This window comes from bacterium (genome assembly GCA_020444325.1).
GTDB lineage: Bacteria > Bacteroidota > Ignavibacteria > SZUA-365 > SZUA-365 > BM516.
Genome location: JAHLLD010000001.1, coordinates 565,857 through 591,769 on the forward strand (window position 1 = coordinate 565,857; position 25,913 = coordinate 591,769).

Consider the following 25,913-nt stretch of genomic DNA (forward strand, 5'->3'; position numbering starts at 1 on the left):
GCATAACACGTCATGAAGCGATTTACCGTACTCATGAAGCGACTCACTGTATTGACAGTGCTCGCCTTCTGTGCTCTTCCGCTTGCGGCGCAGACACAGGTCGAGCGCATTGAAATGCTCGAGGATGATCCCGGGCGCCCCATCACGTTTGAAGACATGTACAACCTCGGCCGTGTGTCCGATCCCCAGGTCGCGCCCGATGGCAACACCGTCCTCTACGTTGTCACACAGTACAGCGTGGAAAACAACACCAGCAACAGCGACATCTACGCGGTGGATATCACCGGGGAAAACAGCGTCCGGCTGACCGTATCGCAGTCCTCCGACCGCAATCCCCGCTGGTCGCCCGACGGCAGCAGCATCGCCTTCATCTCGAGCCGGGAGAACGGCTCGCAGATCTGGGTGATGAACCCGGACGGCAGTGCGCAGCGCAGGCTGACCGATATCTCCACCGGGATAGACGATTTCACGTGGACGCCAGACGGCTCGCATTTCCTCTACAGCTCGGCCGTGTTTCCCGATTGCAGTGACGATGCATGCAATCGCGCGCGACTGGCTGCACGCGATGAGGATCCGGTAAAGGCACGCCGTATCTCGCGTCTCCCGTACCGCGTGTGGAACAGCTGGAAAGACGATCGCTACAGCCATGTGTTCGCGCTCCCCTCGGCCGGCGGCATTCCCGTCGAACTCACCCCCGGCGCGTTCGATACGCCGCCGATTGATATCGGGGGACATCAGGATTTCACCGCATCGCCCGACGGACGCGAAGTCGCCTTCGTGAAGAATACCGATGAGATGGTCGCGGCCAGTACCAATAATGACATCTGGCTCGTCGGCATAGATGGCAGCAATCCTCGCTGCATCACCACCGCGAATCACGGTAACGACAATCAGCCCGTGTACTCGCCCGACGGCAAGTACATCGCCTACCGGTCGATGGCCCGCGCCGGATACGAAGCCGACAAGTACGATCTCAAGATTTACGAACGCAGCAGTAAAAGAACGTGGACGCTGACCGAAGGCGTGGACCGCTCGGTGGATGAAGTGATGTGGACACGCGACAGCAAACGACTGCTTTTTACGGCGCAGGACGGACCGTACAAGTCCCTCTTCGATGTGCCGGTGCAGGGCGGCGACGTGCTGCGCGTCCTCAAGGGCATCCTCGAGCTGCAGTATTCGCATATGGACACGGTGAAAACCATTGAACTCGGGACCTACCGTCACGACTTCCGCCTGCACCCCGACGGAGAAACACTGGTCTTTCTCGGCGAGCGCATGAACTATCCCGCCGAAGTCATGTCCATCAAATACGACGGACAGCGCATTTCCAATATCCGTCAGCTGACCACGACCAACCGCGAATTGATCGAACAGCTCAACATGCAGGCGCCCGAATCGTTTACCTTCAAGAGTTTCGACGGAAAGGAAGTGCAGGGATGGATCGTCGTTCCTCCCGACTTCGATCCGGCAAAGAAATATCCCATGATTTATCTCGTGCATGGGGGACCCCAGGGCGTGTGGTCAGATAATTTCCATTACCGCTGGAATCTCGAGCTGTTCTCATCTCCCGGTTTCGTGGTTGCGGCCGTCAACTGCCGCGGCTCTGTTGGTTTCGGACAGGAATTCACCGACGGGGTCAACGGCGACTGGGGTGGTGCACCGTTCAAGGATTTGATGAAGGGACTCGATTTCATCCTCGAACATTATCCCTTCGTGGATAAAAACCGTGTCGGCGCGGCCGGCGCCTCCTACGGGGGCTACATGATGAACTGGTTCCTCGGCAACACCGACCGCTTCAAGGCCATCTTCTGCCATGCAGGCGTATACGATCTGCGCAGCATGTACGGTGCGACCGAAGAGCTGTGGTTCCCCGAATGGGAATTCAGGGGCACTCCCTGGAAAAACCCGAAAATGTATGACCGCTGGTCCCCGAGTCATCTGGTCGAAAAGTTCAAAACGCCGACCTACGTCTCTCACGGACAGCTCGACTTCCGCGTCCCCGTCACCCAGGGCATGCAGCTGTTCACCGCGCTGCAGCGCCAGGGCGTGGAAAGCCATTTCCTGTATTTCCCGGATGAAGGACACCTCGTCCTGCGTCCCCGAAACTCCCAGCTCTGGTACGGCGAATTCCACAAGTGGTTCACGGAAAAGCTGATGAAGTAGCGAGCGCCCGAAGCTGAAATGCAAAAGTCCCTCCAACCTTGCCTCTGGTTGGAGGGACTTTTTTTTGCAGACGGACCTCCTCAAGCTCGGGGAATTCGTCTCCTGCTTCATCTTCTCGCCTCATCATCCACAGCATTCCCGCTTGATGGATGGGTCCGTCGGCGTTGTCATGTCTCCCGCAGCACGGTGATTATCAGTTTCGAGCCAGGGTTCCTAACTCCCGGTGTATCATCGACCGAAGCTGCCGGGGGGCATCAGCTTTGTCCTGCACATTCTCGATGAGGGGAATATTACCGCGAAGCACACGCTTCCAGCAGCACTTCATCCTCATGTCCACATCGCCCTCCTTGATAGTCAGGCACAGTGTATCCGCCTTGCTCAGATCCAGCGTCGCCTCGGCAGAGCCGTCTGCCGTACGCAGACAGACGAGGTTACTGTTGACGCATGCGACCGGTTCGAATTCATAGCCGCGGACACAGAGCAGATTATCGGTGATCGTCACATCTCCTTCACAGCTCCGAAGAACGAGTGCTTCCCCGTCCTGTGCTGCTGCTATTATGCTGCACAACATCAGCAATGTTGCGCCGACGATTGCCAACTTCATGGCATCCTCCAAATTCTGTGAGGGGTTCATCGACTTTACGTCCGTTAGACACGGGCGCAACATGCCCCGGCTTGTGTGTCCCCTTCAGGGAAACCCACCTGCGTGACCGGGAAAACTGGCATTGATTTCGTAGAGATTGACGGTGACAAGAAACGGAAGACGCAAGGAAAGAACAATAGGTATTTCTACCTATTTTTATAGGTAGTACCACCTATTCTGCCCAAAACAGGCCGTATTCGCCGCTTATTCAACAGATTTTCAGGGAGTCCCGGGGATTTTTGCCATGCAGAAGCGCATTTTTCTTGGAAATTGACTTGGGCTGCTCTTTATTTACACGCCTGAATACGAAAGAACCGACTGCATGATAGCGCTGACAAATATCACCAAGGAATATCCGGGAAAAGTTCTGTTCAAGGACGTCTCGCTGCGTATCGGCGACCATGAGCGCATCGCCATCGTGGGTCCGAACGGTGCGGGGAAATCCACGCTGATGAAAATCATCACCGGTGACCTCGAAGCGGACAGCGGTGATATTGCACAGTCGCGCGCGAATTCCGTCGGCTATCTCCCGCAGGATGGCGTGCTGCACAGTGGCAGAACATTGATGGAAGAAGCCTCCACGGCCTTCGACGACATCATTGCCCTGCATACGCGTGTCGACGAGCTGAGTGCGGAGCTCAACCGTCTCTCCGATGCCGGCGCCAGCGAAGAGCAGCTTCAGCGGCGCGTGGAGGAACTCGGTGAAATACAGCACGTGCTCGAGCATCGCGAAGGCTACAGCATTGAAACGCGCGTTGCGCAGGTACTTTCCGGACTCGGTTTTTACGAGAAGGACTTCCACCGCTCTACCGAAGAATTCAGTGGAGGCTGGCAGATGCGCATTGCGCTGGCGAAGCTGCTGCTGCGTGAACCGACAATCCTCCTGCTCGATGAGCCGACCAACCACCTCGATCTCGAGGCCCTGCAGTGGCTGGAAGAATATCTGCTCGGCTATGAATACAGCATCGTGCTGATTTCCCATGATCGCCGCTTTCTCGATACGCTCTCGAAGCGCACAGTTGAAGTGAGTATGGGCGATATCACCGAGTATTCCGGAAATTACAGCTACTTCCTCGATCAGAAAGCCCTGCGCATGGAGCAGCTGCGCGCGGCGCATGCGAATCAGCAGCAGGAAATCCGTCAGACGCAGCAGTTCATCGAGCGCTTCCGTTACAAGAACACCAAGGCGCGGCAGGTGCAGAGCCGGGTGAAAAAACTCGAGAAAATGGAGCGCATCGAGCTTGAGGACGAGGAGGGGAGCATCAGTTTCGATTTCCCGGATCCGCCTCAGCCGGGACGCATGCTCATGGAGCTCGAGGGCATCGGAAAATCTTTCGGCGAACTCGAGCTGTTCACGGACATGGATTTTACAATCGAGCGCGGCGACCGCATCGCCTTCCTCGGCGTGAACGGCACGGGCAAATCCACTCTCGCGCGCATCATCGCCGGCATCGAGCCCTTCCAGGAAGGGGAACGTCGTCCGGGACACAATGTCGTCATCAGCTACTACGCCCAGAACCAGGCCGAGGAGCTGATCCCGCAGAAAACCGTGTTTCAGACAATCGACGACGTCGCCGTGGGGGAAGTGCGAAAAAATCTGCGTTCCCTGCTCGGCTGCTTCATGTTCTCGGGCGATGACGTCGACAAGCTGGTTTCCGTGCTCTCCGGCGGAGAAAAAAGCCGTCTCGCGCTCTCGAAAATGCTGCTGACGCCCTCGAACCTGCTCATTCTCGATGAGCCGACCAACCATCTCGACATGCGCAGCAAGGCCGTGCTGCAGGATGCCCTTTCCCGCTTCCAGGGGAGCTTCATCATTGTCTCGCATGACAGGGATTTCCTCGAGCCCCTGGTGAACAAATGCGTGGATTTCCATGATGGCAAGGCGCGCATCACCCTGGGCACGGTCAGCGATTACCTCCGCAAACGGGCCGAAGAACTGGACGAGGACAGTGCGCAGCGCGACGCCGCGGGAAAAAGCATTCTCCGGCGGCAGACGCAGCATCATGACCGCGAGCGAAAGCGGGAAGAGGCCGACCGGCGGCAGGCCCGTTACAAGAAAATCAAACCACTGAAAAACCGTCTCGACCGCCTGGAGAGACAGGTCGGAGAGCTGGAGCAGGAGAAGGCGGATACGGAGGCGGCGCTGGCGGACGAAGCGACGTACAGGGACGAAGAAAAGGCCCGCCAGCTCACGCAGAAATACCGGGAAGTTTCCACTGCGCTGGATGACGCTTTCGGGGAATGGGAGCAGCTGCAGGCGGAAATCGACGCGATTGATGCGGATTTCGACCCGTCTTGACTCTGCGTGCGCTTTACGGTATTATTTTCACGAGAATCAGTTCCGACAGAATTTTTTACGGGAAAGGGAACAAACGTTCCTCACCCGTGTCTTTTGCGTGATAGTGCTTCGATTTGCGTTGAACTGACAGGAACAACGTGCTGAACGATGTGAGCCAGACCGATACGCAGGATCTCGTTCTGCAGCAGCGAATCCGGGAGGGAAACAATGCTGCATTCGCAGATCTGTACAACCGTCATAAACACGGTGTGTACCTGTTCTGCACGCGATTCCTCGGTGAGCGTCCCCTGGCGGAAGACATATTCCAGGAAGTGTTCGTCAACCTCCTGGAGAAAATCCGCGAAGGACTGGAAATCACCAATGTCCGCGCCTACCTGCTCCGTTCTGCGCGAAATCGATGCTACAACAGCATTCGCGATCGCAAGTACGCGAAAGACATCGATGACATGCATGACATGCTCGGCGGCGGCGCAGAAGCGGATCCGGACGATCACGAAGAACTGCATGCCGCGCTCCGGCAGCTGCCGGAAGACAACCGCGAAGCACTCCTGCTCTGCGAATTCGAAGGTTACAGTTACGAGGAAATCGCAGAGTTGACGGAAGTACCGGTCACAACCGTACGCAAACGCATTTTCCGGGCACGCCGGAAATTGCGTGAACTGCTCTCTCCAGGCACGACACGGATGTAATGCAATGATTTTCGAAGAACACATCTCGGCTTTTCTTGACGGCGCACTCTCCGCCGCAGAGGAAACGGAATTCCTCCACATTCTCTCGGTCTCTCCCGAGAAGCGCGAGCTGTTTCATGCACATCTCGGGGTGAAATCCGCCCTCGCCGCGGACGCGCGCAGCAGCGCCGTCCCTTCAAAACTCGATGCCGCGGTGTTCGCGGCAGCTGGTGGCGCGGCAGCTGGTGGCGCGGCAGCTGGTGGGGCTGCTGCCGGTGGCGCGGCAGCCGGTGGCGCGGCAGCTGGTGGGGCTGCTGCCGGTGGTCTTGCAGCCGGCGGCTCCACAGCGGTCTCCTCCGCAGCGGCTTCCTCCGCAGCGGTTTCCTCCGCGGGCGCATCCGTAGTTGCTGCTGCGGGCTGGTGGACGGGAATGCGCATCGTGAGCGCGGTACTGCTCGGTCTGTCCCTGTTCGGGGCGGGCTATTTCCTGCATGATCGGCTGTCTGGAAACGAGGAAACGGCTTCCGAGACCGCAATTATGCAGAATATGCATAAGGAAAGCCCTGGAAATATGCAGAATGTGCATAATGACGCCGCGCAAAATATGCAGAATGTGCATAATGGCGCTGACGCAGACTCGCGCATTGATGGTGGGGAGGGACGCGCAGCGCAGGGAAACGGCCAGCAGGGAAGTTCAGCTTCTGCGCAGCGCGTCGTCTACCGCAACGTGTACGTTACGCGTGTGGATACGGTATATCTGACTGACGCGGATCGTGACCGCAGTCCGCAGATTGTCGAACGCATCGACACCGTCTCCATCGCGCTGATGCACAGCGCGCCGGAGCAGCGTCCCATACAGATCAACCAGGCCCCCCTGCGCTCTGCCGAGCTGCCGCTTCCGGGACATCTCGAACTGGAAGTGCAGCGCGAACATCTGACGACCTTCCCGTACATCGATTACAACCGCCTCGGTGTTGACCGCAATCAGCAGCGATTCGCAGCTTCCGCCGCATGGATATTCAATGAGCACCATGCCGCCGGTGTGACCGTAGGACAGAAGCCGTTCGCGATGGATTATTACAACCTCAACAGCGATACGCTTTATCTCTACCAGGACCAGCCGGTTCTGCTCTACGGCGGCGCGTTCTACCGCTTCTCGCTTCCCGCCTTCACCGGTGTCACCCCCGAATTCACCATGATGCTCGGAGGAGCGGAATTCGGTCCGGTCATCGGTGGACGTCTTGCCGTACAGCTGTCTCCCACCCAGCATTTCAGTATAATAGTAGGTGCAAACGGTACGCTTCTCGCATACCGCTTCAAGGATAAAGTGTTTACAAGCCAGAATCTCGGACTCTCATACGGAATTCGTTACCGCTTCTGACATGATTGCTGTTATCCGGAGAGTATTCGGAATCTCATCGGTGCGCACCGCACTGAAGGGATTCCCCCTCTACCTCCTCGTCCTGTGCGTGGTGGCGCTGGCATTCTCTTTCTCATTTACCGCCTGCTCTCCCCCGACAGGTGTCGTGCCGGATACGCTCTCCACCAACAAGTGTCAAACCGACTGGGGTGATTCCGTCGCCGTGGTACGCAGCACCATACGCTTTGAAGCGCAGGTCGATACGTCGCTGTATCCTCTCGAGCGTTTTTCCGAAAGCGGTCTGCGCATTGCCGTGGTCTGTATTCCGCCGGATACGAGTTCGCTGCCGTATCTCGACCTCTATTCCGTTTCGGCGAACTATCTCGACATTCCCGCGACAGGACTCCCTTTCACAACGAAAATCCCGGCGCGGTATTTCTCTCATTACGGCTGCACGCGCGTCGCGGTAAGTGTCATTCTCCTGTACAGCGATGTGAATGCGAACGGGCATTTCGAAGCCGGTGAGCCGGTGTACGGAGCCGGAGAACAGAGCCTGTATGCTTACGCGGAAGGGACGGTCAGCAATGATGACATCCGCGGCACGCCGTATGAAAGTCTCCAACTGTTTTCGAACGTGCTCGTGCGTGTCGCCGTAAATCCGGCACCCCGTTTTCGTCCTGCGCCCGACTATCGCGCAACGATTTTTCTGATCAACGTACGCGGTGATGCCGCGTCCTACGAACTCCCCTATCCGTGGGAGCCCGTACACCCGCTGCTTCCATAGCAGCTGCTTCCGTAGCAGGAAGCAAGGAGCTGAACTGATGAAACGCAGAAATATCATATCGTCCCTGCTCTTCGGCATGCTGCTGTGCATGCTGCTGTTCCCCCAGCACGCCGTTGCGCAGCCCAGGCTCGACCTGCGCCTGCTGAAACCGAATACGCCGGACTACTATTACTACCAGCTTTATTTCGCCGCGTACTGTGGTGACAGCGTGATTTATGATCTCGACAAAGGGCAGCTCATACTTGAGGAGGACATTGGACTGATCGATACCAGCAGGTACACCATCGACCGCCCGGCCTCACCCGACCGGAATTCCTGCTACGAACTCGCCATGGTCTTCGACAACAGTAATGCCATCAGTCCGGCAGATCTCACCGAGATTGCATCAGCATCCGCCGGTATCATCGACTCGATGAACAGGGACTGTCAGCGCAGCGCGGTCCTCACCTTCGCTGACCATCCGACCTTGCTTTCCTTTCTCACCAGCGAGCGAGAGCAGGCGAAAGCAGCGCTGGATGGAATGACTCCCGGAGGCAGCCGCGCATTGTACGATGGGATTTACACCGGCGTCAGTGAGCTGCGGACGAACGGAATCATGAATGTACGCATCGTGCTCGTACTCACCACCGGCGGGGATCAGGGCAGTACCACCGATCAGCTCAAACTGCTCCAACATGCGAGGGGACGCGACATTCGTATTTTCATCGTCGAACTCGGATCCACCCCCCACCGGGACGAACTGGAATTCATCGCCAGGGAAACCGGGGGTCTGTACTATCACGTCACGTCGGTGGATGAACTCGGGCAGCTCTATGCGACATTTCCCGGTTTCTTCCGGCGCGAGTTTGACGAGCACCGTATCGTCAGGCGTACGGCGAATACGGACATGAAAAATCTCCTCATCCGGCTGCGGCTCGAGGCCTGCCAGGACAGCGTCTGGGCCGAGCGGCTTTTCCATGACTATCGCGCCGACACCGTGATCAGCGCCATACCGCCCCTCACCCAACGGTCGTTCACTCTCGGACAGAGCTGGCCGAATCCCGTGTCCGCCTCCGGAGGAGCACTGCAGATTCGTTTCGAGGTGCTTGCATCGCAATCACGGACGCTCTCGCTGCTGCTGTATAACGGACTGGGGCAGCAGGTCGCCACACTCATGCCACCACAGCTGCGTTCACCCGGCGCCCACACCATACAGTGGCGTCCCTCGGGACTCCCACCCGGTGTGTACTATTACCGCCTCACCGGCGGGAAAGACATTCTTACAGGAAAGATGACGGTCATACCCTGACCGAAGGGAATTTTTACGCCGGTCACGTGTCTCTCTCCTGCAACATCACTCAGAGATTCACCTGACCGGAGGGATCCATGCATACCTTGTCACGGCTGCTGCTGCTTGCCGTACTTCTCAGTCTGGGCGCAAGTACTGCCGATGCCGGCGTGCTCTGTGCCCGCAGAGCGGGAACCGAAGCACCTGTATACAATCTGCGTATCAGCCATATCCGCACGCATGTGCAGATTGTCGGACAGCTCGCCATCACCCATGTGGATGAAGAATTCTTCAACGACAACAACATGGAGCTCGAGGGCTTCTATGCGTTCGCGCTCCCGGAAGGGGCGGAGATTGACGGTCTCTGGCTCTGGGTCGACGGCGTAAGGCGCACCTTCATCGTCAAGGAACTCGAGGAGGCGGAACGGCTCTACGACAGCGTCGTCGTCGGACAGCGTCGCGATCCAGCCCTGCTCGAAACCCTCGGAAAAAACCGTTTCCAGCTCAAAATCTTTCCCATCGCCCCGCACAGCTCGCGGCGTATCGAACTGCAATATTTCACCACGCTGCCCCTGACGCAGGGGGGACTTGTACACTACCGCTATCCGATGAATCTGCAGGGATATCAGAGCGAGCCGGTGGAAAGCACATCGCTGCATATCGAAGTGGCCTCGCAGCTGGATATTGGCGGGATCGTGACGAACTACGATGACAATCCGCTTGTCTGTTCGGTGCAGCGGCAGGGCGACCGAAACTTCACGGTGAATTTCGGAGGGGAAAACCAGTTCTACAGTTCGGACTTCGAACTGTCGTTTGAGCAGCAGAATCTGTATTCCTTCTTCCCGGCACTTTCGTACGTGGATCCTGACGAAACGCATCCGGCACCCTACTTCATGTGCTGGCACCCGATTGCGCCGGATGATGGGACGGAAGTGCAGCCCCGCGATCTGACCTTCGTGCTCGATGCCTCAGGAAGCATGACCACCGAACGCATCGCAACCGTGCGCGACGCGGTCATCGGTATCCTGCGGCAGCTGCGCTCCACAGACCATTTCCGCCTCGTTCTCTTCAGCGCCGCGACGTCCACTTTCCCGGCATCATCAGAACTGCTGCCGGCGACGCAGGAAAATGTGCGCGACGCAGAAACCTATATCACGCAGCGCTACATGGCAGGGGGAAGCACCAACTACCAGGCAGCGTTCCAGGCTGCTCTGGATGCAAATTACCGCAGCAACGCCGCCCGTCGCATGCTTTTCCTCACCGATGGCGTGCCCACCGCAGGTGATACTTCATTTGACGGTCTTATCAGCACCATCGAGGGCTATGACACCTATGGGGTGAGCATCTATCCGGTCATCGTGTACAGTGAAAGCATCGATCTGCTCTACGACATCGCGGCCGCGCGAGGCGGGAAGGTCACGATTGTCGAGAACGGCGACAATCTCCAGACCGTCATTTCACGCATCATGCTTGAATTGAATATCACCGCGGTGACGGATGCAACGGTGACGTACGAAAGCGGACAGACCTTCCTGGTCTATCCCGAAAGCTTCCCGCCGAATCCGGGCATCGACAGGCTGATCACAACGGGACGTCTCTCCGGTGATCTTCCTGAACTCGTACGCCTCCGCTATACCGATGCGGCAAGGGAGGAGCAGGAAATTGTCCATGCCGTCGACTTCAAAGCTGTGCGCACCGACGTGCCTCAGATCGCCTCGTACTGGGCGTCGGCACACATCGCAAAGCTGATAAAAGAGTATGACGCCACGGGAAATCCGGAGCTGAAGCAAAGCATTATCAATCTCAGTATCAAGCATCAGATATTAACGCCGTTTACCGCGTTCCTTGTGCTCGAGAACAATCCCATCGATCCCCCGGTCTCAGCGGTCTCCGAGGCCGCGCCGCAGCCTGTTCGCGTTTCGCTCGGACAACAGTACCCGAGTCCCTTCTCTGTCAGCAAGCACGGACAGCTGCGCATTCCGTTCACGCTCACGCAGCAGAATCCGGTGCGAATTGTGATCACCGATCTGCTCGGACGCGTCGTACGGGTTCTCGTCGACAGCGACTTCAGTGCGGGACGCCACGATATTACCTGGGATGGACTGGATGCATCCGGAAGGCGCGTGGCAGCGGGAACGTATCTCGTGCGCCTGACGTCGCATGAAACCGCACTTGCGCGCCGCATCACCGTGACAGACTGATCACACCGACAGCGCATACACAGATGTGCATACAGGGCGACCACGGAGAATTATGATCTCCATCTGATCAGCAGCCCTCCTCCGACCCGGCATTCCCTCCGAATGCCGGGTTTTTTTCAACTGCCGTTATTTCGGATGCAGTCCGTCTGGATTTGACATTCCCGTCCGCCATCCATATACTACCGTGTCTCTTACAAATGAATTCCCGCACCTATAAGGACCCGTTTCACGGGACCCTGCACGTCGTTTCCGGCTTCACGACAGATACCTGATCTGCATGTGAGCGGAACACCTGTGCGCAAGCCCTCGAAGCATGAAGCAATTCCCGGATCACCGCGATAAGCGCGGCACGAATGATCCAGTTGTATCATTGGAGGAACACTCATGAAACATCGTTTCCTTGTTTCCGTCATGCTGCTGCTCGGCATGACGGCTCTGCTTACATACCCCGCACGCAGTCAGCAGCCGTCGCCCCCGGTGCAGCGGGCATTCCACTATCAGGGCTGCCTGACGGATGCCAGCGGCAATAAGATCAACGGTACGCGCGACGTCATGTTCGAACTGCTGGACACCGATACATCCCCGATGACGGTTCTGTTTTCCGAGACGGCAATGGGACTGCAGGTCAATGATGGCATTTTTGAACACGCCATCGGTACAGTCGACACCACAGGAAATCCGCTGCCTCCGCTGATATTTCAGAAACGCGTTGCCCTGCGGCTGACGGTAGACGGCGAGACCCTCGATCCCATCATTCCGATTTTCCCCTCACCGGTGGCCCTGGTCGCGCTGTATGCGGACTCGCTCAAGCAGCCCCTGCCTCCCGGACCCCAGGGTCCCGCCGGACCGGCTGGTCCCGCCGGCACGAACGGGAAAGACGGACTCAACTGCTGGGACGCCAACGGGAATGGCATCATGGATCCTGCCGAAGACACGAATGGTGACGGCTCATGGGATGCCGCAGACTGCAAGGGTCCCGCAGGCGCACCGGGTGCGAATGGTAAGGATGGGAAAGACGGAAAAGACGGCATCAATTGCTGGGACACCAACGGGAACGGGATGAAGGATGCCGCGGAAGACACCAACGGTGACGGCGTTGTGGATGTCAATGATTGCAAGGGACCGAAAGGAGATCCCGGTACGGGCGCCAGTGATACGCTAATCATCGATTATCTCGAAGTCACCGGTACGTCGCTTCATGAAGGAAATGAGCATTTCAAACGCGGCATCACCGTTGGCGGTGCCGACAGTGCGCGCAGCGCTCTGCGCATCGATTCCACCGGAGAAATCTATGCGCGCAGCCTGCATATCATTGACCCGGACGTGACGGGACTCTATGACATGAACAAGGTCGTGGAATTCGATTCTTCCGGATCAGTGCATCGCATGCCTGAGCGGTACATCACCTTCAATCCCAGCGATCCCACGAAGTCTGACACCACAACGGTGACAGGAAAGGAAATCAAGACTCCGGCAATCGAAGTGTTCCATCCGGTCACGGGACTCCCCCTGTTTCGCTTCGACAGTTCGGGATCGTATCACTATCAGCGTGAGTTCTATCTTACACCCAACAAACAGAATCCCACGAAAAACGACACTACACTCATCAAGGGTGATGGCGTCACGACCCCCTATTTCGAGGTCTACACGCCGGGGAATCCCGAACGGCAGGCATGGATCGACTCGGATGGTGAAGGATACTTCAACAGTCTCCATGTCCTCGATTCCCTCGGGAATCCCATTCTCAATATCAATCACGACGGATTCATCGAATTCATCACCCCGCCGATATTCTACTCGGGATTGAGCATGTATCTCGAGAACGGAAACTTTCTCGACATCAATCCCCTCGAAGGCTTCACGATCAAAGATCCCACCAACCTATCGAATCCCTGGGTCGCACATATCGATCCAAACGGAAATTCGCTGTTCACCGGCGCGAAGAATGCCATCGTGACGACAAAGTCGTATGGCGTGCGCAAGATGTACGCGGAAGAGGCGACCGAGGTATGGTTCAATGACCGCGGCTTCGGGAAGCTCAAAAACGGCGAGATTCGCGTCGAACTCGATCCGGTCTTTCTTGAGACAGCATACATCGATGATGACCATCCCATTCATGTCCGCCTCACGCCAACCGCGGAATGCAACGGACTGTATGTGGCCGAGAAGGGTGACGACTACTTCATCGTGCGAGAGCTGATGAAAGGTTCATCGAATGCCACCTTCGACTGGGAAGTGAATGCCAAGCGGCGCAATTATGAAAACGAACGTCTCGAGAGTTACGACACGGGAGCTACGCTCCCAGGGGAGGTACGGTAATGAAGCGCTTCGCAAATTCCCTGCCGCTGCTGCTGCTCCCTGTTCTGCTGCTGCTGCCCGCTCTGGTGGCTGCGCAGTCGAGCAGCAATTACGTGCTGGTCGCCGATGTGTTCGATAACGGAGGAGGACGGGCAGACGGCAGTTCAAACAACCTGGCATCTCACAGTATTGTTGGACAGGCGGCGGTGCACCATACCTCAGCCTCCGCGAACTACGAGGCATCGTCAGGCGCCGAATGCATGTTCTGCGACAAGCTGACAGGCACTGCGGTACCGTCGGCAACCATTCCCATGGTCATGCGCCTGTACCAGAACTATCCCAATCCCTTCAACCCCTCCACCACCATTCGCTATTCACTCGAGCGCGGTGGCACGGTGGAACTGTCTGTGTACAACCTGCTCGGAGAACGCATCGACGTGCTCGTTTCCGAGTATCAGAATCCGGGTGATTATCAGCTCGACTACAATGCGGCAGCGCTGCAGAGTGGTGTGTATATCTACCGGCTGCAAAACGAACATGGACAGCTGACGAAACGTATGGTGCTGATGAAGTAGCACCTGCTGGAATCTCGTTGTGGAGAACGCCGGAGAAGCACATGCTCTCCGGCGTTTTCTGTGGCATGACCCTGAACCTTACTGCACTGCAATCCGTTGCGACGTGCTGCCCGATCTGCTGCGAAGAACGCCGAGATAGATGCCACGAGAAAGCTGCGGCAATCGCACGCGCATGCTGCGCAGCCCCTCGCCGGACGGCGCGAGCGTCCACCGCTGCTGAAGCCTGCCGAGCAGATCGTACAGTTCGAACTGCACGTTTTCGTTTGCTGGAGTGTGCCATTGCAGCGTCACTTCTTCCCCGATGCGTGCGGGCTGAGGGTACACAGTGCAGAACTGCGCAGCCGCCGCTTCCACTGCGCCGATACTCGTCGCGAGATCGCCGACCTCATAATACAATGTGTCCGCAAAGGGAATGCGCGTCGTCCAGCCCCTGTTGTCCGTCGCAGTGACATACCATTGCATCCACGTGGCCGACGGCGGAATGCTTACCCAGTGCTCGGTAAGCTCTCCGGCGACCGCGGGAATGGTGATTTCGGTAAAGGGATCGCCGGGATGATGGCGTTTATGCAGCGTGCATTGCTGCAGTTCCCAGTCGTCATCCCATGGATCGCCTTCGACCTGCGTCCACATCAGCACCTGCTGACCGGGATTGAGTCCCCAGGTGGGCGTGTGATAGATGTACGGGGCATGATTCCAGGCATAATCGCCGAAAGCCTCGAGATAGTCGTAATTCCGCTGCCAGGTGGTGTACATCATGCCATGGAAATTCGGGACATCGCGCGTCCATTCCTTCCAGCGGCGAATCTGCGAGGCATCCTGATCGTAAAACGGTGCGGAAATCTGCCGAAAGCCATGGTCCGAAAAGAAGCCGAGACTGTTCTGCACGATACCCTCGCGTCCGTTCCAGTTGACCATGCCAATCGATGTCGGTATCTGATCCGCGCTGCCGCGCAGGTCGCCGTGCACGAGATAGTACGGTCCTTCGACCGCGTTGTGATAGGGGTCGAACATGTCGGTCCACACCCAAACATCGGCGCCGGGGTGATGCTTCTGAATGATGGCCTCGCAGCGCTGAACGTTGTCCGCGAGAATTTCGGCGGGCGAGATGCCGCGCGCCTGGTCGCCTGCATCCCAGTTCATGGTGCGGATTTCATCATGCTGCATGAAATAGCGGTCCGCCTGCAGCACGCTGTCGAGCACGCGAAATTCACGATCGAGTATCTCATAGACTTCCGGATGCGACATGGTGGACATCACCTGTCCCTCGTTGATCACCACGGCATGATACCACGACACCAGTACCGTGTCGCCTTCCCTCAGCTGTCCCGAGGCCGTTCGCCGCAACATCGGTGGAGTATGATACTTGTCATAATTGCCGAAGTAGCGGTTATTCCCCATATCCGCATCGCGCAGCGTATCGAAATCCGCACCCTCGCTGTACACCAGTGCGAGCTGGGGATGTGACACCGTCACGGGCGCCCCTTCGCGCCGGATGAGATTGACGAAAGCCGTTTCCTCGAAGGAAAGGTCATCCCACCACATGCGGCCCGACTGCGCACCCCAGGTGCCGAAATACAGTCCGACCGTATCCGCTTCCAGCGTGTTGATGGTGAATTCGACCTGCATCCAGTCCGTCGTCGACGGAATGGCGAAATCATTGTATGCCAGGGCGTAGCCCGCATTGCTGAGAACGAAACAATCGATGGACGAAGCGGGCTGCAGGTCTTCGGTTTTCACCCAGGCGCTGACATGGTACTGCGTGAAAGGCGTGACTGGCGTCCAGTACGACACGCGTCCATGTCCATGTTCTGGTGAATACTGCGCGAAATTCTCCATGCGCACTGACGTCGTGCCGGAGTGCTTCACCTGCGTATCGGCAAAGCTGATTTTTCCCGGCTGATCGATGAATGTGAAGCCCGGGAAATTGTCCCCACTGTGCTGCTCGAAATCCCCGTTCGGCATCGCCACCTCCGTTCGTGGTACGATGACCGCCTCATCGCCCTGGAACACAAATTTCTGCTGCCGCACCGGGAGTCCCGACGCCAGATTGGGATTGTGGAATAGCAGACTGTTGGAGTAGCCGATGGGCATGACGCCGGGAATGATTTCCAGCTCCCGTGCCGCGGCATAATCACGCAGGGAAGCCAGCGAATCGAGATAGCGCGCTGGCAGCGTCGTGGGTCGCGTGAACTTCGAATCCGTCAGATGTACACCGTTGAGCCGATGCGACAGTGCCTCATCCCACAGCGCTTTCGCCGCGGTGACATTATCGCCCACCAGCACATTCGTAGGATAATAGAACCAGCGCACGGGAAATTCCGGCGCATCGATGATGCGACAGCCTTCGAGTCCAAACCACCCCGGTTTCGGATACAACATCTGCTTCAGCGTATTGAGCGCGTAACGCATCCCCGCTTCATCCGAAGCATTGACGAGCATGCGCCAGGTCAGCACATCGATGACATACCCTTCCGGCCCCGGATACGCCGGTGTTACGCGCACGTACTGATCCCCCACCGCAGCCAGCATGGCATTCAGCTCCGCGCTGCACACCCCGAAGAAAATTCCGCTCTGCGACGAATCCGCCGGCGAGTACAGCCGAACCTCGAGCGTGTCCTTCCCTTTTTCTCGCAGAAACGCATTGAACGCCGCCGCCGCTCCGTACAGTGGCCGATCCGGTATAAGGTAGATGGAATGTCCCGCCACCGGTTCAAACACCGCGCTCGTAAAGCGCGAATACGCCTGCCGCGGCTGCGGATGCAGATCTCTGAAATCCGTCTGCCCGAGTCCCACCCCACTCACGCCAAGCAGCATCACAAAAGCAAACACCACACGTCTCATCGCATCACCCGTCAGATTGCAGATTCTTGATTTCAAATTGCAGATTGCAGATAACAGATCGCAGATTGAGGACTATAGAAATATAGAAAGATCGAAAGATGGAATCATCCTCTGAACGCCGCCGAGCGCCTATGTCCGCCGAAGCTTGAGCAAAGCGAAAGCGAAGGAGGAAGCGAGGCTCCCGCATTCCTGAGCGCCAGCGAAGGCACTCCCGCGTTCCTGAGCATCAGCGAAGGAACTCAGGCGCGACCGCAAGGCGGTCGCTCTCTGCCTTGCTTCCGACGCCGTTCGCCGATAAATTGAATTTTTTACCATAGATCGAAATTCATGACCTTTCTCAATCCCCTGTATCTCCTCGCGCTGGCGGCTGCGGCAATTCCCATTATCCTGCATCTTCTGAATCTGCGGAAGTCGCGGGTGATTGAATTCAGCACGCTGAGTTTTCTCAAGGAGCTGCAGCGGAGTAAAATCCGCAAGCTGAAGCTGAAACAGTGGCTGCTGCTCGCGCTGCGTACGCTGATCATCATCTTTGTCGTCCTCGCCTTCACGCGTCCCGCCCTGCGCTCGGGTTTCGGTTTTCTTCCCGGTACAACCGCGAAAACATCGGTGGTCATTGTGATGGACAATTCGTTCAGCATGATGGTGTCGGACGAACACGGTCAGCTGCTCAAGCAGGCGCGGCAAAAGGCATTACAGATCGTTGATCTCATGCGTCCGGGAGACGATGCGGCGCTGGTGCTCACCACCGCTCCGCAGCAGACGCGCGCGTTTACCGCAGCGCTCAATGCCATTCGCGGAGATATCGAAGACGTGACCGTCTCGTACGCGCATGGCGATTACGCAGAGGCGATGACTGCCGCGAGCGCTCTGCTCGCACAGAGCGGCAATTTCAACAAGGAAGTCTATGTCATCACCGACCGGCAGCGCTCCCAGTTTGCTTCAGCCGAACAATCGCCGCGCGCGCTGTTCGACGGCAGTACGCGCGTGTTCATCCTGCCTCTGGGGGACGAACAGACAGGAAACGCCGCCGTTGTGGATGCCGAAGTGCGCAACGCCATATTTGAAAGCGGCAAGCCGGTTGACGTACGCGGTACGATTCGGAATGCCTCTGCGTCGGATATGAGTTCATCCATCGTTTCGGTGTTCCTCGACGGAGAGCGTGTTTCCCAGCAGACAGTGAGCGTGCAATCCGGTGGAACAGCGCAGGTGGACTTCACCGTGCTCCCCCGCCGCGCGGGATGGATCGAGGGCTTTATCGAACTCGAAGACGACGCGCTGCCCGAGGACAACCGCCGCTACTTCTCATTTCATATTCCTGAGAAGCTCAACATTCTTCTCGGACCCGCGTCGGGGAAGGACGCTGCCATTCTTCAGCTGGCGCTGAATCCAACGCAGGAAGAAACCGACATCGCGAAGGGATTCAATATCGATGCCGCCGATCGCGGCAGTCTGCTCTCCGCAAATCTCAGCCGCTACGATGTTGTCATCCTGCTCGGTGCCCGCGACCTTTCATCGGCCTTCATCCAGCGCCTGGCTTCCTGGCTCCGAGATGGTGGCAGCGTCATGCTCTTCCCGGATGCCGACGGCAATGTCGACACCTGGTCAAACGATCTGCTACCCGCGCTCGGACTCCCCGCCGCGCAGGGAAGCACCGGATCGCTCACAGAGGGAGCATCATTCATCACCTTCGGCGCGGTGGATTTCGACCATCCGTTGTTCGCGAACATTTTTGCCAGTGAAGAAAGCGACGAAGCACGGCAAATCGATTCACCACAGCTGTATTACACGATAAAACTGCGTGGAAATGAACGTGCGCGGCAGGTCATCAACACCAGCAATGGCGACGCATTTCTGCTCGACGCTCCCGTGGGTGAGGGTCGCGCGCTGGTATATGCTGTCAATCCTTCCCTGCGCTGGTCCGATTTCGCGCTGAAAGGAATCTTCGTTCCTCTTCTGAACCGGTCGATGTACTATCTCTCCGCTCGTGAAGACAATACCTTCCAGATGGATATGGGCGCGACGGCCGAACTCACTGTCCCCAGCAGTGCGGCTGGTGAGGCGCTGTTCGAACTTCGCGGCGCGGAAGGCAGTGTGCAGCGCATCGTGCCGAAATCACTGCCGTCAGGACTCGTATTCCCCATCACTTCGCCCGATCGTCCCGGGGTGTACACACTCAACAGTGGCGACAATATCCTGCGCTCTGTCACCGTCAATACCGACCCGGCCGAATCCGATCTCGCTCAGGCCGACGCGGAACAGGAGCGCGCGTTCTTCCAGCGCCTCGGCATCGAGAAGCCCATGGAACTCGGCGTCCATGTCGACGTTTCGCAGGCGGTGGCCGAAGTGCGCTTCGGTGTGGAACTCTGGAAATACATGATCGCGCTGGCATTGCTGTGCGCACTGATCGAGATGCTGGTCGCACGCGACGTCAAGCGCGCGCAGCTCGAAATGGAAAAATAATTGTAACACCCCATCCGGTAATGCATGCAGGAAAACGATAAGGAATACAGGGAAGAAGAGGACGAGCGCACGCCGGCCTATGAAGAGGACATCTCTCCGGCCGGGGATGACCCGGCTGGGGATGACCCGGCTGGGGATGACCCGGCTGGGGATGACCCGGTCGAGGAAGAAAGTGCGCATGAACCATACTGGGAGGAACCGGTGGATGAAGAGCCGGAAGATGAGGGACGCAGCTACGTCAAGCCTTCCGAACGGTTGTACGACACCGCACGCAGCGTTGAACGGGTCATACTTGTCGGCGTCTCGCGTCCCCCTTCGCAGATGCGCTTTGAAACCGACGAACATCTCGAGGAGCTCGAACTGCTCACCGAAACCGCGGGGGCCGAGGTGGTGGAAAAGATTTTCCAGAACCGCGCGGCCATCAGTGTCACCATGTTCATCGGCAAAGGAAAGGCGGAGTTCCTCGCAGAGCGCTGTGAAGAACTCGACGTGCAGACGGTGATTTTCGACGATGACCTGTCGCCGGTGCAGCAGCGCAACCTTGAGCGCAAGCTCAATCGCAAAGTCATCGATCGCACTTCCCTCATCCTCGATATTTTCGCCCTGCATGCGCGCACCAACGCGGCGAAGACGCAGGTCGAACTCGCGCAGTACGAATACCTGCTTCCGCGGCTCACACGTATGTGGACGCATCTCTCAAAGCAGTACGGCGGTATCGGCACCAAGGGTCCGGGTGAAACCCAGATCGAAACCGATCGCCGAATCGTGCGCGACCGTATCGCGCATTTGAAGGACAAACTCGCGCGCGTCGATCGCCAGCGTGCCACGCAGCGAAAGAATCGCCGCGACACCACACGTGTTTCCCTCGTGGGATATACCAACGTCGGGAAATCCACCCTGCTCAACATGCTCACCGGCGCGGATGTACTGGCGGAGGACAAGCTGTTCGCGACGCTTGATTCGACCGTGCGCTCTGTGGACATCGAGGGACGCGAGGTGCTGTTTTCCGACACCGTCGGCTTCATCCGCAAGCTGCCTACCAGGCTGATTGAGAGTTTCAAGAGTACGCTCGATGAAGTGGTCGAGGCGGACATCATCCTGCATGTGGCCGATGTTTCGCATCCGTCATTCAAGGAGCAGATCGAGGTGGTGCGCGATACGCTCAAGGAACTCGGTGCGGAGCAGACTCCGACCATCATGGTGTTCAACAAAATCGACCGCATGGAGAATACCGGGGCGATGGCGGGACTCAAGAGCGAGTACCCGTACGCGGTGTTCATTTCCGCGGCGCGCGGCATCAATCTCGGCGAACTCAAAGCCGCCGTGCTGCTCATGCTCGAAGAGCAGCATCGGGAAAAGACTTTCGTCATCAGTCCCCCCGACTTCGCAATCGCCGCTGAATTCCACCGCCTCGCACGCATCGTCGATGAGCGCTACGAGGAAGACCATATAGAAATTCGCTGTGTCCTGCCGCCTGACGCCGAACAGCGGCTGCTGAATGTACACGCGGGAAAGGTGCGTGTGACGGAGAACAATGCATGACACGACTTCTCGTCCGGCTGTTTTTCTTCGCACTGCTGCTGTTTCCCGCTTCTGCCTTCAGCCAGGGAGTGATTTCCGGCACAGTGCAGGAGGCTGAAAGCGGGGAAGCCGTCATTGGCGCGAACGTGATTCTCGCCGGCACCGGCAAGGGCGCCGCCACCAACCGTTACGGCTATTTCGCACTGGCCGGCATTCAGCCCGGCAGCTACACCCTGCGCATTTCGGCCGTGGGATATCGAACGGATGAAAGGGAAATCGAAATCACGAAAAGCGATGAAATTCGTCTTCTCGTTTCGCTGCAGCCTTCCGTTATCGAACTCGGTGCCGTTTCCATCGAAGCCACCAGGCAGGAAGCAGAAGCCCGCAGGCTCAGCTCAGTCGACGTGCCCATCGAACAGATCCTGCGTCTGCCCTCCCTTGGCGGTGAAGTGGACGTCTTCCGCGCCCTGCAGCTGCTGCCCGGCGTGCAGGCGGCCTCGGAGATTTCTTCAGGATTGTACATCCGCGGCGGCAGTCCCGATCAGAACCTCGTGCTTCTCGACCGCATGGTACTGTACAATCCCTCCCATCTTGGCGGTTTCCTCAGCACCTTCAATGCGGACGCCATCAATAACGTCACCCTGGTAAAAGGCGCGATGCCGGCGGAGTACGGGGGACGCCTTTCCTCGGTCGTTGACGTCACGATGCGCGAAGGGGGACGCGATCGCATTCGCGGCGCAGGCGGCATCAGCATGATCGATTCCCGTCTGACGATTGACGGTCCGATCAACGAAGACATTACCTTCATGCTCTCGGGTCGCCGGGTGTACCTCGACTGGCTGGTCGACCTGATGTCGGATGATGCCTCGCTCAATTACTACTTTTACGACCTCGTGGCGAAGACGAATATCCGTCTCGGGGATAATGATCGCCTGTTCTTCTCCGGCTTTTTCGGCCGCGACGTCATGGGCGAGCCTTTCGATGACGATGACGATTTCAATGTCAGCTGGGGAAACAGCGCCGGCAATCTGCGATGGACGCATATTTTCGGCTCCAAGCTCTTCACCAACGTGTCGGCGGTGATCAGCGATTACCATTTCAGTTCGGAATTCCAGGAATGGGACGACACGCGCTTCAAGAGCATCTCCGGCATTCTGGACTATTCACTGCGCGTGGAAGCCGAGTACTTTCATTCCGCCGAACACAGCTTCAAGCTCGGACTCGAAAACACCCTGCACACCTTCACCTCGGAAGCTTCCTCCGACCGCAGCGAGTTCACGGAATTCGATCCTCACCTTCCCACACATCGCGGCACGGAAGTATCGCTGTTCATGCAGGATGAGTGGAAACTCTCGCCGCAGTTCACGGCGCAGATCGGGGGACGCGCATTTTATTTCGACCGGGGACCCTATTTCCGCTTCGAACCGCGTCTCGCGGCCTTCTACACATTCGACAATGAGGTGACGCTCAAGGCGGCGTTCATCGGCGCCAACCAGTTCCTCCACCTCGTCACACGCAATGACATCACCCTGCCGACCGACATGTGGTTTCCCTCCACTTCCAGTCTGCCACCGTCGTATTCCCTGCAGTATGTACTCGGGGCCAGCCGCGATTTCGACGACGGCATGTACAGCGTTTCGCTCGAAGGATATTACAAGAGCATGAATAACCTGCTCGAGTTCCGCGACAACGCGTACTTCAGCATCTTCGCGCCGCTCGAGGAAGAACTGACCGGCGGCGACGGACGCAGCTACGGTGCGGAAGTGTTCATTCAGAAGCGGAAAGGAAATTTCACCGGCTGGCTGGGCTATACCCTGGCATGGACCGACCGCACCTTCCCGGAACTCAACGACGGGAAAACCTTTCCCCCCCGCTACGACCGTCGACACGATATCAGTCTCGTCCTCAACTACCGGCTCGGGGAGAACTGGGAATTCACCGGTGTGTGGGTGTATGGTACGGGACAGGCGTTCACTTTTCCCGTCGCGCAGTACACGCTCGACATCAACGACGGTGTCAAGCTGCTGTATTCCGATCGCAACGGCTACCGTCTCCCCGCCTACCACCGCCTCGATCTGAATTTCAGTTACGGCTTCAAGTGGTTCGGGTGGGACTGGAAAGCCAGCATCAATCTTTACAACACGTACAATCACCTGAATCCGTTCTCGCGCTATCTCGATTACGACTGGCAGACGGACAGCTGGAAGCTGAAACAGATCACGCTGTTCCCGCTGCTGCCGACCTTCGGACTCAGTTTCCGCTTCTGATACATGAAACACACAGCCGCCATACTGCTCGCGCTCATGTTGTTCACAGGTTGTGAACAGACGGTGGATACCGACTGGCCGGATCATGAAGAGAAACTCGTCGTCACCGGTTTTCTTCAGTTTCGCACGGATTCGGTGTTCGTCTACGCGCGTGTGAATCGTACGCTTCCGCTCTCCGAGCCGTTCAATGACAGCAAGGCCATCATCAACGATGCGCTCGTACAGGTGCGCGACGCAGCCATAACGCATGATATCCCGCGCGACAGCAGGTTTTATCCCCTCCAGTATGATTTCAATTACCGGGGTGTGTTCGTGCGTGATGCCAGCAAAGACTACTCCTTCACCGTCAGGCAGGGAGGAAAAACAGCGAACGCAGCACTGATAATTGATGAGAGCAGCGCGGAGTTTGATCAACTCGAGATCAGCGAGACAGGGAGTTCCGGATACGTGCACGCGCGGTGGACACTGCGCACACCGGACAGGCGCAGTACTGTTACCTGCTATTTCGAACACTGGGACAGCCGTCATCAGACCTGGATGGAGACCCAGTATTTTGATCTCAACGATTACAGTCAGCGTGACGGCGACGTCCTTCGCGGCGAGAGCTATGTGTGGACGGGTACGAACGAAACGCATCCCCGCCTTCGCTACGTCCTTGTCGTACGCGATGGCGTGTACACTGATTACAGCAATACACGCTGGTCGTGGGACAGCGGTGGAGGCATTTTCGAGCCTGAATCGAAAAACCCTCCATTCAACGTAACCGGCGATGGCATCGGTTTTGTCTGGTATGAATTCCGGGGAGATCCCGTGGAGGTTGTCTATTGATTATGCAGTTTCTGCATATTTTCAGCGTGCTTCTGCTGCTCGTCGCCTTTGCCGGCTGTGAGCAGACTCTGGATATCAACGAGATCCAGGAGGAAGAAAAACTCGTGGTCTGTGGCGGCGTGTTCGTTACCCCCGATTCCCTGTTTACGAATTTCTGGTTTCAGCGCACCGGATCCCTGGGCAAAGCCTACCGCGGTGAAGATATGATAGTCAGCAATGTCGATCTCACTCTGCAGAGCGGAGGGCAGGATATTCCACTCCCGCAGAATAAAGGCTGGTATTACGGGGAAACCATGGACCGTGAGCTGATGTCCGCCCGGCGTCACGCAGCCACCGGGGGAGCAACGGATTTCACCCTCAGCTTCTTCTGGAAAGAACACCGCATCCCCGTCGAGTTGCACGCCCCCGAGCTGCCGGTTTCGCTTCCAGCCGTAAACATCACTGAAGCGATGCAGGACGGTACACCGAGCTACGAAATCGCGTACGCCTACCCTGATTTCCGGGATTATAGTGAAGTAGTCATCTACTTTGATATTTTTATTGATTCGACGAAACAATGGCAAGACTATGTGCGGGCCCGCGTGAACAATTGGCTCAACTGGCCATTTACCGTGGTGAACGGTATGCGTCTATATACACTCCGCGATTGGCGTCCCGTAAACACCATTGCACGCTTCCGATACCGTATCCAAATTTCCGATGCTGTCCAGACAGAGGCTCGCAGGGCCATGCACCTCCAGGCGCAACATTACACTGACGACGAACTGCACCCCGTCTTTCGTCCCACCGGCAGCAATCCGGATTTCAACGTGTACGGAGACGGCACGGGGTTTGTCTGGTACGAGAGGTTGGGACCATGGATAGAAATTCCGTAGGATATGCGCATGTCTGAAGAACGACCTGAACCCCGGCCCGGCACCCTGTACGTAGTGTCCACTCCCATCGGCAACATGGATGACATCACACTGCGCGCGCTGCGCCTGCTGCGCGAGGTGGACCTCATCGCGGCTGAGGACACGCGCACGACCCGCAACCTGCTGCGTCATCACGGCATCGAGACCGAGTGCATCAGCTATTACGCGCGCAATGAAACGCAGCGCATTCCCATGCTGATCGATCATCTGCTCGCACCACGCTCGCTGGCCGTCGTCTCGGATGCCGGTACGCCCGGTGTGTCCGATCCCGCCGCGCTCCTCATCGCCGCCGCGGTAGAGAACGACATCGAAGTCATTCCCATCCCCGGCGCATCCGCTGCGCTCGCGGCACTGGTGGCGAGTGGACTGCAGATGGACCGCTTCCACTTCGAGGGCTTCCTCCCGATCAAAAAACGGCGCCGCAGCCGCATCGAAGCATTGAAAGACGAAACGCGCACGGTCATCATGTATGAATCCGTGCACCGTCTCGTGAAAACGCTTCAGGAATTGCACGAGATGCTGGGCGACAGGCGCGTATCGGTCTCCCGTGAAATCACCAAGCGCTTTGAGGAAACCGTGCGCGGCAGCCTTTCCGAAGTCCTCGCCCATTTTCAGGAGCATCCCCCGAAGGGCGAATTCGTCATCGTTCTCGAAGGCAGCAGGGAATAGCTTTCCCGTTTTTCCACCTGTCCTCTGCTTTTTTCCACCTGTCCTCTTCCCCAGCCTGCACGCAGTGGATTGATTTCACGCATCTGTGTGTTGTGATTAGTACACGCACATCTCAATCCGCGCTGCGCGCAATGACACAATCCTCTGGACAATGC

General features: G+C 57.5%; 17 protein-coding genes. 15 read left to right on the top strand and 2 right to left on the bottom strand.

Annotated features, from left to right (window positions below; all coding sequences use genetic code 11):
- Nucleotides 1-12 precede the first annotated feature (12 nt).
- Complete coding sequence (locus tag KQI65_02315) at nt 13-2,163, top strand: S9 family peptidase (GenBank protein MCB2203556.1); 2,151 nt, start codon at nt 13-15, stop codon at nt 2,161-2,163.
- Between the two features lie 193 nt (nt 2,164-2,356).
- Here the strand turns inward: KQI65_02315 and KQI65_02320 are convergent, their stop codons facing one another.
- Nucleotides 2,357-2,767, bottom strand: coding sequence for a hypothetical protein (locus KQI65_02320; GenBank protein ID MCB2203557.1), 411 nt, complete (start codon nt 2,765-2,767; stop codon nt 2,357-2,359).
- Nucleotides 2,768-3,128: 361 nt separating this feature from the next.
- On the opposite strand from KQI65_02320, the gene KQI65_02325 reads away from it, so the two are divergent.
- The 8 genes from KQI65_02325 (at nt 3,129) to KQI65_02360 (ending at nt 14,258) form a co-directional block, all read left to right on the top strand.
- A complete protein-coding gene (locus tag KQI65_02325; protein MCB2203558.1) occupies nt 3,129-5,105 on the top strand; it encodes an ATP-binding cassette domain-containing protein in 1,977 nt (658 codons plus the stop codon).
- Nucleotides 5,106-5,242: 137 nt separating this feature from the next.
- Complete coding sequence (locus KQI65_02330; protein ID MCB2203559.1) at nt 5,243-5,794, top strand: RNA polymerase sigma factor; 552 nt, start codon at nt 5,243-5,245, stop codon at nt 5,792-5,794.
- 4 nt (nt 5,795-5,798) lie between these two features.
- The gene (locus KQI65_02335) at nt 5,799-7,154 is read left to right on the top strand and encodes a hypothetical protein (GenBank protein MCB2203560.1); all 1,356 of its coding nucleotides are present in this window, start codon (nt 5,799-5,801) and stop codon (nt 7,152-7,154) included.
- Nucleotides 7,155-7,194: 40 nt separating this feature from the next.
- Nucleotides 7,195-7,917, top strand: a complete 723-nt coding sequence (locus KQI65_02340) for a hypothetical protein (GenBank protein ID MCB2203561.1) — start codon at nt 7,195-7,197, stop codon at nt 7,915-7,917.
- A gap of 37 nt (nt 7,918-7,954) precedes the next feature.
- Nucleotides 7,955-9,205, top strand: a complete 1,251-nt coding sequence (locus tag KQI65_02345) for a VWA domain-containing protein (protein ID MCB2203562.1) — start codon at nt 7,955-7,957, stop codon at nt 9,203-9,205.
- Between the two features lie 77 nt (nt 9,206-9,282).
- On the top strand, nt 9,283-11,385 hold the full coding sequence (locus KQI65_02350; protein MCB2203563.1) for a VWA domain-containing protein: 2,103 nt from the start codon (nt 9,283-9,285) through the stop codon (nt 11,383-11,385).
- Between the two features lie 384 nt (nt 11,386-11,769).
- Nucleotides 11,770-13,704 carry a hypothetical protein gene (locus KQI65_02355; protein ID MCB2203564.1) on the top strand — a complete coding sequence of 645 codons (1,935 nt, stop codon included), beginning with the start codon at nt 11,770-11,772 and terminating at the stop codon, nt 13,702-13,704.
- On the top strand, nt 13,704-14,258 hold the full coding sequence (locus KQI65_02360) for a T9SS type A sorting domain-containing protein (protein ID MCB2203565.1): 555 nt from the start codon (nt 13,704-13,706) through the stop codon (nt 14,256-14,258). The genes KQI65_02355 and KQI65_02360 overlap by 1 nt, the downstream gene beginning before the upstream one ends.
- A 78-nt stretch (nt 14,259-14,336) precedes the next feature.
- On the opposite strand, the gene KQI65_02365 is transcribed toward KQI65_02360, so the two are convergent.
- Nucleotides 14,337-17,099 (bottom strand): carbohydrate binding domain-containing protein, encoded by a 2,763-nt coding sequence (locus KQI65_02365; protein MCB2203566.1) that lies wholly within the window; start codon nt 17,097-17,099, stop codon nt 14,337-14,339.
- Between the two features lie 327 nt (nt 17,100-17,426).
- Between KQI65_02365 and KQI65_02370 the strand changes: the two genes are divergently transcribed.
- From KQI65_02370 to rsmI, 6 genes are all read left to right on the top strand, one after another.
- Nucleotides 17,427-19,559 carry a BatA domain-containing protein gene (locus tag KQI65_02370; protein ID MCB2203567.1) on the top strand — a complete coding sequence of 711 codons (2,133 nt, stop codon included), beginning with the start codon at nt 17,427-17,429 and terminating at the stop codon, nt 19,557-19,559.
- A 321-nt stretch (nt 19,560-19,880) separates the two neighbouring features.
- Nucleotides 19,881-21,101: a GTPase HflX gene (gene hflX, locus KQI65_02375; GenBank protein ID MCB2203568.1), complete on the top strand. Its 1,221-nt coding sequence runs from the start codon at nt 19,881-19,883 to the stop codon at nt 21,099-21,101.
- Nucleotides 21,098-23,347 carry a TonB-dependent receptor gene (locus KQI65_02380; protein ID MCB2203569.1) on the top strand — a complete coding sequence of 750 codons (2,250 nt, stop codon included), beginning with the start codon at nt 21,098-21,100 and terminating at the stop codon, nt 23,345-23,347. Before hflX ends, KQI65_02380 begins: the two co-directional genes overlap by 4 nt.
- A gap of 3 nt (nt 23,348-23,350) precedes the next feature.
- Nucleotides 23,351-24,175, top strand: a complete 825-nt coding sequence (locus KQI65_02385; GenBank protein ID MCB2203570.1) for a DUF4249 domain-containing protein — start codon at nt 23,351-23,353, stop codon at nt 24,173-24,175.
- Between the two features lie 2 nt (nt 24,176-24,177).
- A complete protein-coding gene (locus KQI65_02390) occupies nt 24,178-25,050 on the top strand; it encodes a hypothetical protein (protein MCB2203571.1) in 873 nt (290 codons plus the stop codon).
- 9 nt (nt 25,051-25,059) lie between these two features.
- Nucleotides 25,060-25,758 carry a 16S rRNA (cytidine(1402)-2'-O)-methyltransferase gene (rsmI, locus tag KQI65_02395; protein MCB2203572.1) on the top strand — a complete coding sequence of 233 codons (699 nt, stop codon included), beginning with the start codon at nt 25,060-25,062 and terminating at the stop codon, nt 25,756-25,758.
- Nucleotides 25,759-25,913 lie beyond the last annotated feature (155 nt).

What these genes read in the sequence shown, in the direction of transcription:
- KQI65_02370 (MCB2203567.1), top strand. Translation starts at nt 17,427, where the DNA reads ATGACCTTTCTCAATCCCCTGTATCTCCTCGCGCTGGCGGCTGCGGCA.
- KQI65_02345 (MCB2203562.1), top strand. Translation starts at nt 7,955, where the DNA reads ATGAAACGCAGAAATATCATATCGTCCCTGCTCTTCGGCATGCTGCTG.
- KQI65_02385 (MCB2203570.1), top strand. Translation starts at nt 23,351, where the DNA reads ATGAAACACACAGCCGCCATACTGCTCGCGCTCATGTTGTTCACAGGT.
- KQI65_02325 (MCB2203558.1), top strand. Translation starts at nt 3,129, where the DNA reads ATGATAGCGCTGACAAATATCACCAAGGAATATCCGGGAAAAGTTCTG.
- KQI65_02360 (MCB2203565.1), top strand. Translation starts at nt 13,704, where the DNA reads ATGAAGCGCTTCGCAAATTCCCTGCCGCTGCTGCTGCTCCCTGTTCTG.
- KQI65_02380 (MCB2203569.1), top strand. Translation starts at nt 21,098, where the DNA reads ATGACACGACTTCTCGTCCGGCTGTTTTTCTTCGCACTGCTGCTGTTT.
- KQI65_02390 (MCB2203571.1), top strand. Translation starts at nt 24,178, where the DNA reads ATGCAGTTTCTGCATATTTTCAGCGTGCTTCTGCTGCTCGTCGCCTTT.
- KQI65_02350 (MCB2203563.1), top strand. Translation starts at nt 9,283, where the DNA reads ATGCATACCTTGTCACGGCTGCTGCTGCTTGCCGTACTTCTCAGTCTG.
- hflX (MCB2203568.1), top strand. Translation starts at nt 19,881, where the DNA reads ATGCGCTTTGAAACCGACGAACATCTCGAGGAGCTCGAACTGCTCACC.
- KQI65_02315 (MCB2203556.1), top strand. Translation starts at nt 13, where the DNA reads ATGAAGCGATTTACCGTACTCATGAAGCGACTCACTGTATTGACAGTG.
- KQI65_02320 (MCB2203557.1), bottom strand. Translation starts at nt 2,767, where the DNA reads ATGAAGTTGGCAATCGTCGGCGCAACATTGCTGATGTTGTGCAGCATA.
- KQI65_02355 (MCB2203564.1), top strand. Translation starts at nt 11,770, where the DNA reads ATGAAACATCGTTTCCTTGTTTCCGTCATGCTGCTGCTCGGCATGACG.
- rsmI (MCB2203572.1), top strand. Translation starts at nt 25,060, where the DNA reads ATGTCTGAAGAACGACCTGAACCCCGGCCCGGCACCCTGTACGTAGTG.
- KQI65_02335 (MCB2203560.1), top strand. Translation starts at nt 5,799, where the DNA reads ATGATTTTCGAAGAACACATCTCGGCTTTTCTTGACGGCGCACTCTCC.
- KQI65_02365 (MCB2203566.1), bottom strand. Translation starts at nt 17,099, where the DNA reads ATGAGACGTGTGGTGTTTGCTTTTGTGATGCTGCTTGGCGTGAGTGGG.